General features: G+C 69.2%; 11 protein-coding genes. 9 read left to right on the top strand and 2 right to left on the bottom strand.

The features are described from left to right. Nucleotides 1–92: 92 nt before the first annotated feature. A complete protein-coding gene (locus tag OH802_RS02225) occupies nt 93–992 on the bottom strand; it encodes an HAD family hydrolase (RefSeq protein WP_378825760.1) in 900 nt (299 codons plus the stop codon). Between the two features lie 57 nt (nt 993–1049). Between OH802_RS02225 and OH802_RS02220 the strand changes: the two genes are divergently transcribed. The 7 genes from OH802_RS02220 (at nt 1050) to OH802_RS02190 (ending at nt 8043) form a co-directional block, all read left to right on the top strand. Beyond that, nucleotides 1050–1289, top strand: coding sequence for a glutaredoxin family protein (locus OH802_RS02220; protein ID WP_357338520.1), 240 nt, complete (start codon nt 1050–1052; stop codon nt 1287–1289). A 178-nt stretch (nt 1290–1467) separates the two neighbouring features. After that, nucleotides 1468–2193, top strand: a complete 726-nt coding sequence (locus OH802_RS02215; RefSeq protein WP_406024704.1) for a redox-sensing transcriptional repressor Rex — start codon at nt 1468–1470, stop codon at nt 2191–2193. After that, nucleotides 2190–3485: a glutamyl-tRNA reductase gene (locus OH802_RS02210; protein WP_406024702.1), complete on the top strand. Its 1296-nt coding sequence runs from the start codon at nt 2190–2192 to the stop codon at nt 3483–3485. The genes OH802_RS02215 and OH802_RS02210 overlap by 4 nt, the downstream gene beginning before the upstream one ends. Next, a complete protein-coding gene (hemC, locus tag OH802_RS02205; protein WP_406024700.1) occupies nt 3482–4495 on the top strand; it encodes a hydroxymethylbilane synthase in 1014 nt (337 codons plus the stop codon). Before OH802_RS02210 ends, hemC begins: the two co-directional genes overlap by 4 nt. Then, nucleotides 4492–6177, top strand: coding sequence for a uroporphyrinogen-III synthase (locus tag OH802_RS02200; protein WP_406024698.1), 1686 nt, complete (start codon nt 4492–4494; stop codon nt 6175–6177). The genes hemC and OH802_RS02200 overlap by 4 nt, the downstream gene beginning before the upstream one ends. 96 nt (nt 6178–6273) lie before the next feature. Further along, a complete protein-coding gene (gene hemB, locus OH802_RS02195) occupies nt 6274–7257 on the top strand; it encodes a porphobilinogen synthase (protein ID WP_406024696.1) in 984 nt (327 codons plus the stop codon). 66 nt (nt 7258–7323) lie between these two features. Continuing rightward, nucleotides 7324–8043: a TetR/AcrR family transcriptional regulator gene (locus tag OH802_RS02190; RefSeq protein ID WP_406024694.1), complete on the top strand. Its 720-nt coding sequence runs from the start codon at nt 7324–7326 to the stop codon at nt 8041–8043. A gap of 56 nt (nt 8044–8099) precedes the next feature. Here the strand turns inward: OH802_RS02190 and OH802_RS02185 are convergent, their stop codons facing one another. After that, nucleotides 8100–9371, bottom strand: coding sequence for a lytic transglycosylase domain-containing protein (locus OH802_RS02185; protein WP_406024692.1), 1272 nt, complete (start codon nt 9369–9371; stop codon nt 8100–8102). Between the two features lie 291 nt (nt 9372–9662). Here OH802_RS02185 and OH802_RS02180 point away from each other — a divergent pair, with 291 nt between their 5' ends. Both OH802_RS02180 and sph read left to right on the top strand, forming a co-directional pair. Further along, nucleotides 9663–11726, top strand: a complete 2064-nt coding sequence (locus OH802_RS02180; protein WP_406024690.1) for a neutral/alkaline non-lysosomal ceramidase N-terminal domain-containing protein — start codon at nt 9663–9665, stop codon at nt 11724–11726. Beyond that, the gene (gene sph, locus OH802_RS02175) at nt 11723–12664 is read left to right on the top strand and encodes a sphingomyelin phosphodiesterase (protein WP_406024688.1); all 942 of its coding nucleotides are present in this window, start codon (nt 11723–11725) and stop codon (nt 12662–12664) included. The genes OH802_RS02180 and sph overlap by 4 nt, the downstream gene beginning before the upstream one ends. Nucleotides 12665–12670: the final 6 nt, after the last annotated feature.

Below are 12670 nucleotides of genomic sequence, written 5' to 3'. Positions count from 1 at the left end.
GGTCCCGAGCCGAAGTTGCGTCGGCGTGTGTTGGCAATTTCCTGACAGCGCGGCGAATACCCGGCACTGCATACAGGTCGCCAACGGCGCGATCAGTCCCGCCGGCCGCGAAGCGCGATCGCCACCGCGATCGCCCCTGTGGCCGCCCCGCCCAGAGCCGCGGTCACCACGCCGGCCCGGGCGGCCTTGCGCCCGGTGCGGTAGTCACGGATCGGCCAGCCCTTCACGCGCGCGTGGGCGCGTAGGCGCGCGTCCGGATTGATCGCACACGGATGCCCGACCAGCGAGAGCATCGGCAGGTCGTTGTAGGAGTCCGAGTAGGCGGCGCAGCGAGAGAGGTCGAGGCCCTCCCGGGCGGCGATCGCCTTGACCGCCTCTGCCTTGGCCGGCCCGTGGAGCATCTCGCCGACCAGATCGCCGGTGTAGACGCCGTCCTCGGTGGCCGCCACCGTCCCGAGCGCGCCGGTGAGCCCGAGCCGCCGAGCGATGACCCGCGCGGCCTCGACGGGCGCCGCGGTCACCAGCCACACCCGCTGCCCCTGGTCGATATGGGTCTGCGCGAGTGCCCTGGTGCCGGGCCAGATCCGGTGGGCCATGCCCTCGTCGAAGATCTCCTCCATCAGACTCTCGACCTCCTCGGCGCGATGGCCGCGGATGAACGACAGCGCCGACGATCGCGCCGACTCCATGTGGGCCGGGTCTTCCACCCCGGCCACCCGGAAATAGGCCTGCTTGTACGCGGCCGAGGCGATGTCCCGCGTACGGAAGAACTTGCGCCGGTGCAGGCCGCGGGCCAGATGGAAGATCGTCGCGCCCTGCATGATCGTGTTGTCCACGTCGAAGAAGGCCGCTGCCGTCGGGTCTCCGGCCGTCGGATAGAGCCAGGCCTCGATCTCCGCGGCCGCGGCCGATGCCTCCCCGGCGAGAGCCGAGCGGCGTTTGAGGTCTTTTCGCCGCAGCTCGGCACGGCGGCGGTCGCTGGCGCTGCTCATTTCGCCAACAGTAGTGGTCCGGACGCCGTGAGGGGACCCAGGTGTCAAGATGGTCGGATGGAACCGCGTGTGACCTTTTACTCCCGTCAGGGCTGCCATCTGTGCGACGAGGCTCGGCTGGTCCTCGAGAAGGTGGTCGGGGACGACTACGCCGAGGTCGACATCGACGCCGACGAGGAACTGCGCGAGCGATTCACGAACGAGGTGCCCGTGACGTACGTAGACGGGAAGCAGCACGACTTCTGGCGTGTCTCCGAGGAGCGGCTGAGGGCAGCGCTCGCGCGCTCCCCAGAATAACTGTCGATCGGCCCATTACCCTGAACAACCCCCCTCTGACAACTCCGCAAACACGTGTGCTAGCCGACGCTCTGCGAGTTTGTTCTCGCGGTCACAAACTCCGTATGGTGGCTGAGCCGCAGGGCGATCCCGGGCTAAAAAGCCCCCGTCTGTGGCGCCGGCATTGAAAGAGCAGAGCGTGACGGCACGGAGTACGAATACGGGCGAGGGCAGCGGTGCCCAGGACCCCCACCGGGACATCCCCGAGGCGACTGTCGCCCGGCTTCCGGTCTACCTCCGGGCGCTGACCTCGCTCGCTGAGCGCAACATCGCCTCCTGCTCCTCCGAGGAGCTCGCGACGGCCGCCGGGGTGAACTCGGCCAAGCTGCGCAAGGACCTCTCCTACCTGGGCTCCTACGGCACTCGTGGGGTCGGCTACGACGTCGACTACCTGAGCTACCAGATCGCCCGCGAGATCGGCGTCACCCACGACTGGCCGGTCATCATCGTCGGTATCGGAAACCTGGGTCAGGCGCTCGCCAACTTCTCCGGCTTCAGCAGCCGCGGGTTCCGCACCGTCGCGCTCCTGGACGCGGCCGCGCCGATGCAGGGCCAGACGGTCGCCGGGCTCGAGGTCCGGCCGTTCGCCGACCTGGCCGAGATCGTCGCGGCCGAGCAGGTCTCGATCGGAGTCATCTCGGTGCCGGCGACCGCTGCCCAGGACGTCGCCGACGCGATGGTGGCGGCCGGCATCAGCAGCATCCTCAACTTCGCGCCCGCCGTCCTGAACGTGCCGCCGGGTGTCGACGTACGCAAGGTCGATCTCTCGATCGAACTGCAGATCCTCGCGTATCACGAGTCGCGCAAGGCTGCAGAAGCTGACGAGACGGTGGACAATGGTTCCGAGGAAGGGATCACGGCATGAGCGTCCTTGTTGTCGGCATCTCACATAACTCTGCGCCGGTCTCGCTGCTCGAGGCGGCGTCGGTGGACGCGGACGGCCTGCAGAAGCTTCTCGCCGACGTGGCTGGTTGTGAGCATGTCAGCGAGGCTGCGGTCATCGCGACCTGCAACCGTCTCGAGATCTACACCGAGGTCGAGCGCTTCCACGGCTCCGTCGAGGAGCTCTCCCGCCGCATCATCGAGGGCGCCGGTCAGACGCTCGAGACGATGCTGCCGCACCTCTACGTCCACTACGACGACGGTGCCGTCTCCCACCTGTTCAAGGTGGCTGCCGGGCTCGACTCGATGGCTGTCGGCGAGGGCCAGATCCTCGGGCAGGCCCGCGCGGCCCTGCAGCTCGGCCAGGAGATGGGCACGGTCGGGCCGGCGCTCAACAGCCTGTTCCAGCAGGCGCTGCGGGTCGGCAAGCGCTCGCGCGCGGAGACCGACATCGACCAGGCCGCTCCGTCGCTCGTCACCGCGTCGCTGGACCGCGCCGCGCGAGCCGTGGGTGACGTACGCGGTAAGCGGGTCGCCGTCGTCGGCGCCGGTGCGATGGCCGGGCTGGCCACCGCGACCGTCTCCCGGCTGGGGGCCGCCGACGTGGTCGTGGTCAACCGCACCACGGCCAACGCCGAGCGCCTCGCCAAGGAGTACTCCGCGCGTTCCGCCTCGCTCGACACGCTGGCCGACGAGGTCGCGGCCGCCGACATCGTGATCACCTGCGCAGGCGCCAGCGGGCTGCTCGTCCCGGCGGACATGGTCGGTGACCGCAGCAGCCGCCCGATCGCGCTGATCGACCTGGCCCTGCCCCACGACATCGACCCCGCCGCGGGGTCGCTCCCGGGTGCCACCCTGATCGACCTGGCTGCCCTCGCCGACGAGCTGCACGCCTCGCCCGCCGGCAAGGAGGTGCTCGCGGTCCGCGACATCGTCACCCAGGAGGTCGCGGCGTTCCTGAGCGCTCGTCGCCAGTCCGCGGTGACCCCGACGGTGGTCGCGCTGCGGAGCATGGCCACTGGTGTCGTCGCCGCTGAGATGGAGCGTCTCGACAACAAGCTGCCCGGCCTCGACGAGGCCACCCGCGCGGAGGTGCTGCACGCCGTACGCCGCGTGGCCGACAAGCTGCTCCACGAGCCGACCGTCCGGGTCAAGGAGCTCGCCAACGAGACCGGCGCGGTGTCCTACGCCGCTGCACTGGCTGAGCTCTTCGCGCTCGACCCCGAGGCCGTCTCCGCGGTGACCCGGGCCGATGTCCCAGGAGACCCCTCATGAGAACTCTTCGCCTCGGCACCCGCCGTTCCCAGCTCGCCGTCACCCAGTCGACCCTCGTCGCGGAGATGCTCCGCGCCCAGGGCCACATCGTCGAGCTGGTCGAGATCGTCTCCGACGGCGATCGCACCCAGGCGGCGAACACCCCGCTGACCAGCGCGAACTCGACCGGCGTCTTCGTCAGCGCACTGCGCGACGCGCTCCACGCCAAGGAGATCGACCTCGCGGTCCACTCCCTCAAGGACCTGCCGACCTACCCCGAGGAAGGCATCGAGCTGGTCGCGATCCTGCCGCGCGAGGACCCGCGCGACGTGATCGTCGCCCGCGACGGCCTGACCCTCGGCGAGCTCCCGCCGGGCTCGCGGGTAGGCACCGGCTCACCGCGACGCGTCGCCCAGATCAAGGCCCTCGGCCTCGGCCTGGAGCTGGCCGGCATCCGCGGCAACGTGGACACCCGCATCGGCAAGGTCCGCTCGGGCGAGTTCGACGCGGTCGTGCTCGCGCGTGCCGGCCTGGCCCGCATCGACCGGCTCGACGAGGTCACCGAGGTCCTCGACCCGATCCAGGTGCTGCCCGCTCCTGGTCAGGGGGCCCTGGCGGTCGAGTGCCGCGCAGGCGACGCCGATGCCGACGTACGCAAGATTCTGGCTTCCCTCGACGACTCGCCCACCCGAGCGGCTGTCGAGGCGGAACGCGCGGTGCTCGCCACCCTCGAAGGTGGCTGCGCCGCGCCCATCGGGACCCTCGCCGACGTGGTTGAGGGTGAGGAAGGACCAGAGCTGTGGGTGCGGGCAGTCGCGCTCTCACTCGATGGCTCGCTCTCGATTCGACTCTCCGCATCCGGGCCGCTCGACGACGCCGCAGGCGTCGGTCGCCGGCTCGCCGAGGAGATGCTCGCCGAGGGTGCAGCAGACCTGACCGACGACCCCACCACTGACCCCGGCCAGGCTGTCATGGACACGGGCGGTTCCCCCCAGACCGCTCCCGAGCAGGACAAGGTGCACAACGCATGACCCGAGCAAAGACCACCGAGCAGACGGCCGAGCACAGCTCGGCCACCCCACTGGGCTGGGTGTCCTTCGTCGGCAGCGGTCCTGGTGACCCTGAGCTGCTGACGGTACGGGCGATCGACCTGTTGAAGCAGGCCGATGTTGTCGTGACCGAGGCCCCCGAGCACGCTTCGATGGTGCGCGGCGTTCTCGGCATCCCCGAGCCGGTCGAGCCGGCCGAGGGTGACGAGACCCCGGAACCGGTCGGACCCGAGTTCATCGACGGCGGGTTCGGCGTCGACGGCCAGCCCCTGGCCAACGCCGCCCGTGCCAAGGCCGTCGTCAAGCAGGCGAAGCTGGGCAAGCGCGTCGTGCGCCTGATGACCGGCGACCCCTTCCTCTACGCCTCCGGCCCCGAGGAGGCGCAGTCCTGCGCCAAGGCGGGCATCGGCTTCGAGATCGTCCCCGGCGTCTCGTCGGTGTCGGCCGTTCCCGCTTACGCCGGCATCCCGCTGACGACCAAGGACCACCAAGAGGTCGCGGTCGTCACCTGCAACGAGAAGATCGACTGGAGCCAATACGCCGACAACCGCACCCTGGTTCTCCTCTCCGGTGTCGGCATGATCGGCGACATCGCCAAGGAGCTCATCGCGGCGGGCCGCTCGGCCAAGACCCCGGTCGCGATCACCCGCGTCGGCACCACGACCGAGCAGTCGACGGTAGAGTCGACGCTGGAGAACATCGCCGTCGACGCTCGTGCCGCACGGATGGCGCCGCCGGCGATCGTGGTGATCGGCAAGGTGGTCAACTTGCGTGAGACGCTCTCGTGGTTCGAGACGAAGCCGCTGTTCGGCTGGCGCGTGCTGGTGCCCCGCACCAAGGAGCAGGCGCCTGCGCTGTCGCTGAAGCTGAAGGGCTTCGGTGCCGTGCCCGAGGAGGTGCCGACGATCTCCGTCGAGCCGCCGCGCAACCCGCAGCAGATGGACAAGGCCGTACGCGGCCTGGTCGAGGGCCGCTACAACTGGATCGCCTTCACCTCGATCAACGCGGTGCGTGCCGTACGCGAGAAGTTCGACGAGTACGGCCTGGACTGCCGCGCCTTCTCCGGTCTGAAGATCGCCGCCGTCGGCGAGAAGACCGGGCAGGCGCTCGAGGCCTGGGGCCTGCGTCCCGACCTGGTGCCGAACACCGACAACCAGTCGGCCGCCGGCCTGCTCGAGGTGTGGCCGGAGTACGACGAGGACCTCGACCCGATCAACCGGGTCTTCCTCCCGCGCGCCGACATCGCCACCGAGAACCTCATCGCCGGCCTGGTCGACCTCGGTTGGGAGTGCGACGACGTGACCGCCTACCGCACCGTCCGGGCGGCCCCGCCGCCCGCGCCGACCCGTGACGCGATCAAGACGGGCAAGTTCGACGCGGTGGTCTTCACCTCCTCGTCCACGGTCCGCAACCTGGTCGGCATCGCGGGCAAGCCGCACACCTCCACGGTGATCGCGGCGATCGGTCCGGCCACCGCCAAGACCGCCGAGGAGCACGGCCTGCGGGTCGACGTGATGTCGCCCGAGCCGTCGATCGAGGCGCTCACCGAGGCGCTCGCCGCCTTCGGTGCCGCGCGTCGTGCCTCGCTGGTCGAGCAGGGCCTGCCGGTCACCAAGCCGTCCGACCGGCGCCCCGCCTCGCGCCGCCGTTCGCGCACCTCCTGAACCGACCGTTCGACGGCAACAGCCGCGTGCTCCCGAGTGTGGGTGCACGCGGCTGTTGCATTACCGTGGAACGTACCCTTTTGCGATGGAGTGCCGATGAGCATCGAGAAGCCCGTGATCCGTCCCCGCCGGCTGCGCCGCACGCCGATCATGCGCCGGATGGTCGCGGAGACGGCCGTACGTCCCGCCAACCTGGTCCTGCCCGCGTTCGTGCGCGAGGGGATCGATGAGCCCGTCCCGGTCTCGACGATGCCCGGCGTGGTCCAGCACAGCCGGGAGTCGCTGCGGAAGGCCGCGTCCGAGGCCGCGTCCGCCGGCATCGGCGGCATCATGCTCTTCGGTGTCCCGGAGACGAAGGACGCCATGGGCTCGGGCGCGCTGGACCCCGACGGCATTCTCAACGTGGCCATCGCCGACGTCGTCTCCGAGGTGGGCGACGCGCTCACCGTCATGAGCGACCTGTGCCTGGACGAGTTCACCGACCACGGTCACTGCGGCGTGCTCGCCGAGGACGGCTCCGTCGACAACGACGCCACCCTCGAGATCTACGCCCAGATGGCGATCGCCCACGCCGAGGCCGGCGTCCACATGGTCGGCCCGTCCGGGATGATGGACGGCCAGGTCGCGGTGACCCGCGATGCTCTCGACGGCGCGGGCTACACCGACGTCTCGATCCTCGCCTACTCCGCGAAGTACGCCTCGGCCTTCTACGGCCCGTTCCGCGAGGCCGTCGACTCCGCCCTCAAGGGCGACCGGCGCACCTACCAGCAGGATCCGGCCAACGCGCTGGAGGGCGTCCGCGAGGCGCTCCTTGACGTCGCTGAGGGTGCCGATATCGTGATGGTCAAGCCCGGGCTCCCGTATCTCGACGTCCTGCAGCGAGTGCGTGAGTCTGTCGATGTTCCGGTGGCTGCCTACAACATCTCAGGGGAGTACTCGATGTTGGAAGCCGCCGCCGCGAACGGCTGGATCGACCGCGAACCGGCGATCCTGGAGACACTCACCGCCTTCAAGAGGGCGGGCGCGGACGTCATTCTGACCTACTGGGCCACCGAAGCAGCTGGCTGGCTGCGAGGCTGACGTTCTCGCTTGATCAGCCGCTCAGCTCTGTGACGTGGAACATATCCTGAGAGTAGACTGCAGCCCGTGACCAATCGAGAGTTGGCCAGCCCCAAGCGCACCGGTCGGCCGCGCAACAGTGGACGGAATTCGGCGAACCCGCGGGAAGAGATTCTCAAAGAGGCATCCCGCCTCTTCACCGCTCAAGGGGTCGCGGCGACGACGATCAGCCAGATTGCCGAGTGCGTCGGACTGCGCCAGTCCTCGATGTACTACTACTACAAATCCAAGGAGGAGATCCTCTCCGCCTTGATGGAGAAGAACCGCGAGTCGCTCACGCTCGCGGAGAAGCTTCTCGAGGAGGACGGCCCGGCTGCTCCGCGGCTCTACGCCTTCCTCTACACCGACGTCCGCCAGCTGTGCACCGCCCCGCTCGACTTCTACGAGCTGGAGGTGGCCGCCCTGGCGCAGCCGCAGGTCTTCGCAGGCTTCGAGGAGGACGGCGACAAGCTGCGTGACGCGGCCGCCCAGCTCCTCGAGCTGGGCGTCGACAGCGGTGAGCTGCGTCAGACCGACCCCGCCGCCACCGCGCTGATGCTGCTCTCGCTCAACGAAGGCGCCCAGCACCGGCTCTGGCACGGCCGGCGTGACGACGAGAAGGCCCTGGCGAGTCCTGATGCCCTGGCCGAGTCGGTCGCCGACTACCACCTCAGCTCCCTGCTCGCCGACGCATCCTCCCTGGATGCGGTCCGCGAGCTCGGGCGTGCCTTCGTCACCGAGTACGAGGACGACGAGCCCGCCGCCTGAGCGCTCCAGACATGCGAAGGGCCCCGCCAGGTGGCGGGGCCCTTCGCATGTCTGAATCAGTTGCCGGTGAGGGCTCCGAACAGGCCGCCGAGGATGCCCTTGAGGATCAGCGTGAGTAGGTTGCTGACGGTCGCGTTGACCTGCTCGAGTGTCTTGCCGGCCATGGCATTGACGCACTGGGTCAACGCCTGGCCGGACTGGCTCGCGCTCAGGAGGGGGTACTTCGCCAGCTCACGCTGGCACGCGGCAAGAATCTGAGCGGGCGTGGCGACGACCGTCTCGACCGTCTCCTTGAGCGGCTCGGTCACCGTCTCCGCAGGCGAGCCGGTGCTGCCGCCGTCGTCACCGCCGCCGGTGCCACCACCGGTGCTCCCGCCGGGAGTCTCACCGGAAGGGGCCTCGCTGGAGGGGCCGGAGGGAGACTGCGAGGAGCCGCCGCGCGGGCCCGCCTGCTGGCCGCCTGCCCGGAACTCGCGGTCCTTCTGCTTCGAAGACTTGGGAGCCTCCATCCGCGGGATCGCGTAGTCGACCGGGACCGTGCTGTTCGGGATCGAGGTGAAGTCACCGGAGCGGTAGGCCTCGGCGACACCGAGCACCGTCGTGACGTACGACTGGCTGTGGTTGTAGCGGAAGACCGCTGCGCGCGCGCCCTGGTCGGTGGAGAGGTCGTCGTTGCCGGAGCAGAGGTAGACGGCGGAGGCGAGGGCGGCGTCGTTGATGTCCTGCGGGTTGCGCTTGCCGTCGCCGTCGGCGTCCACGCCGACCATCGCCCAGGTGGAGGGGATGAACTGCATCGGGCCGACCGCGCGGTCGTAGCTGGTGTCGCCGTCGTACTGTCCACCGTCGGTGTCGGTGATCTGGGAGACGTTGCCCTTGCCGTTGAGCGGCACCCCGTAGATGCCGGGCGTGGAGACGCCTTCGGCGCTGAGACGGTTGTCGTTGGCGCGGCCGTGGTTGGACTCGACCCGCCCGATCGCGGCGATCAGCGGCCAGTCGATCTTGCAGGCGGCGTCCGCGGCGTTGATGACCGTGGCCGCACGCTGATAGGCGGCGAGCGCGGCGGACGGGATCCCGGCAGCGCTGGCGGTCCCGGGCAGCGAGTTGCCGCCCTCGTTGGTCGAGGCCGACACGCTGGCCGGCGCCTCGATCGCCTCGGCCGGGACCGATGTCCCGTCGGGCAGGCTGAAGGCGTCGTCGTATCTGGTCCCTGATGCGGTGGCACTCGACTGCGTCAGACCGGTGACGTTGACCGTCCAGGCCGCGCTCAGCACGGCGAGCGGAACGAGCGCGGTCGCCTTCTGAAGGCGGCTGTAGCGCGAAGCGGACATCGAATCTCCCCTGGTGATCACCGCACTGAAATCGTACGGAGGTCGTGCTCCCTCATGCAACGTTCAAACGAACCGTCTCACGTCGAAGTTACGCGCGTCACGTTTTACGTGAACATAGCGTTCCACTAAACGAGACGCCTGTGAGACGGATGAAAGCTCCAGTTCATGACGCCGAACCCAGATCTGAAACATTCTGGTCCCAATATGTGGGTCAAGTGACCAGGACGATTGACCGAACGAGTCAAAAAGGTAATCCTCATCACACCGCAACCCGGCGAGAGGATCCGACCGATGAGCCATCACCGTTCGAGTACGACGTGCGCCAGCCTGCTGGTCGCCGCACTTGCCGCCGCTGTGCTGGTGCTCGGGCCATCACCCGGGCCGGGGCTGAGCAGCGCGAGCGCCGCCTCCGAGTCGGCGTACCTCGTCGGCCGTGGCATCGCGGACGTCACCGGCGAGCCGGGGGAGAACGGCATGATGGGCTACGCCGACCTCGCGCAGAGCACGACGGGCATCCACATGCGTCAGCGCGCCCGCGCCTTCGTGATCGCCGACGCGGCGAGCGGTGAGCGCGTGGTCCACGTCGTGGCCGACGTCGGGATGATCTTTCAGGGCGTGCGCGACGCAGTGCTCACCAAGCTCGAGCAGCGGTACGGCGATCGCTACGGCGAGCGCAACGTCATGCTCACCGCGACCCATACCCACGCCGGGCCGGGCGGGTTCTCGCACCACAACCTCTACAACATCACGACGCTCGGCTACCACGAGAAGACCTTCCGGGCGGTCGTCGACGGCATCGTCGCCGCGATCGGACGCGCCGACGCCGACCTCGCGCCGGCGGACCTCAGTCTGTCGACCAGCCGGCTCACCAACGCCAACGTCAATCGCTCCAAGCAGGCGTTCGACCGCAACCCGGAGGCCGACAGGGCGTACTTCCCCAACGGCACCGACACCCGGAGCACGACGCTTCAGGTGCAGCGGGACGGCGTGCTTGACGGCATCATCAACTGGTTCCCCGTCCACGCCACGAGCATGTCGACCGGCAACACGCTGATCAGCCCCGACAACAAGGGGTATGCGGAGTACGTCTGGGAGCGGCAGGTGCGCGGCGTCGACTACATCGACGACACCGCCCCCGACTTCGTGGCGTCGTTCGCGCAGACCAACGCCGGGGACATGTCGCCCAACCTCAACCTGCAGCCGACCGACGGTCCGACCAAGGACGAGTTCGAGAACACCCGCATCATCGGCACCCGGATGTTCGACGCGGCCCGCGAGGGACTCGAGTCCGACAAGCGGTCGCTCGAGGGCGGCATCGACTCACGCATCGTCTACGTGGACCTCAGCAAGGTCGCCGTGCGGCCGGAGTTCACACCCGACGGCAAGCCGCACAACACCTGCTCGGCGGCGCTCGGGGCGTCCTTCGCGGCGGGAAGCACCGAGGACGGTGGCGGCGGGCTGCCGATCTTCAAGGAGGGCAAGGACGGCGGCAATCCCTTGGTCGGGCTGATCTCCGAAGCGCTCTACACCGGATCGCCCGAGCTCAAGGCCTGCCAGTCGCCGAAGGAGGTGCTGCTGCCCGTGGGCGACCTCGACCTGGTGCAGCAGAAGCTGCCGGTGCAGCTGATGCGGATCGGCGACTTCTATCTGGTCGGGATCCCGGCCGAGGTGACCGTGGTGGCGGGTCTTCGGATCCGGCAGGCGGTGGCCGAGGCGGTCGGCACGGACCTGGACAACGTCCTGGTGCAGGGCTATGCCAACGCCTACGCGCACTACCTGACCACGCCCGAGGAGTACGACTCCAAGGAGTACGAAGGCGCCAGCACCCTCTTCGGCCGCTACGAGCAGCCGGCCTTCGCGCAGGTCGCGTCCGACCTGGGTTCGGCGATGGATGACGGGGTCGACGTACCGCAGGGAGAGAAGGAGGCCGACCGGAGCGCCTGGCAGCTGCCGTCGCCCAGCGGCGCCGTACTCGTCGATGCGCCGCAGATCGGCCGGAGGTTCGGCGACGTGCTGACCGCGCCGGGCTCGATCTACCGCCCCGGCCAGCAGGTCAGCGTGGTCTTCGCCGGTGCGCACCCAAACAACAACCTCCATCTAGGTGGCAGCTACCTGGCCGTCGAGCGCAAGGTGGGTACGACCTGGCAGCGGGTCGCCGACGACGGCGACTGGTCGACGAAGTTCCGCTGGGCGCGCGACGGCATCGCGGCCTCCAAGGTGACGATCACGTGGGACGTCCCACCTGACACCGCGTCAGGGAGCTACCGCATCCGCTACTTCGGCGACGCGCGCAACCTGCTCGGGACGGTCTCGCCGTTCACCGGCACCTCGCCCGTCTTCGGGGTCAGCTCGTGAGCCGGGTCTCGGGTCGGGTGGTGGGTGTCGCTCTGCTGGCGGCGTCGGGGCTCGCGCTCCCGGGGACCGCCACGGCCGCGCCCGAAGCGGCGGCCGCCACGCCGCGAGTGCGAGTGCTGACGCACAACGTGCAGATGTTGCCGGCGATCATCGGCGGCAAGGCCAACGCCACCCGGGCGGAGCTGATCGCGAAGGCCGCCTACGTGAAGGGCTACGACGTCGTGGTCTTCGACGAGGCCTTCGACAACGGTCCGTCGGAGACCCTCAAGAGCCGGCTCGCAGCGCAGTATCCGCACCAGACACCGCTGCTCGGGCGCTCGACGTCGGGCTGGGACGAGACCCTCGGTGCCTACTCCTGGCTGGCGCCCGAGGACGGCGGCGTGACGATCCTGAGCAAGTGGCCGATCACCCACAGGATCCAGTACGTCTACAGCGGTGGCTGCGGCGCCGACGCGCTGTCCAACAAGGGCTTCGTCTACGTGCAGCTGGATGTCGACGGCACTCCTGTCCACGTCGTCGGCACCCACGTCCAGGCGGAGGACCCGCTCTGCTTCGGTGGCGGGGCCGACGTACGCGCCGAGCAGTTCGCGACGATCGACGAGTTCCTGGACGGCCTGGCGATCCCGTCCGACGAACAGGTCATCGTGACGGGCGACCTCAACGTCGACAAGGCCTCACCGGAGTACGCCGACATGCTCGCGGCCACCGACACCGTCGCCCCGACGGCGTACGCCGGGCATCCGTTCAGCTGGGACCCGACGACGAACCCGCTCGCCACGGGCGGGCAGGAGCACCTCGACTACGTGCTGCATCGCCGCGGCCACGTACGTCCGCGGGTGTGGACCAACACAGTGCTCACGCCCACGTCGCCGACCTGGGAGCACGCCGGGACGGCCTACACCGACTACTCCGACCACTATCCCGTCGCAGGCAGCTGAGGAGCT

This window comes from Nocardioides sp. NBC_00850, from assembly GCF_045207335.1.
GTDB lineage: Bacteria > Actinomycetota > Actinomycetes > Propionibacteriales > Nocardioidaceae > Nocardioides.
Note: the sequence above shows the minus strand (reverse complement) of the source record. Positions and strands in the feature narration are given on the sequence as shown.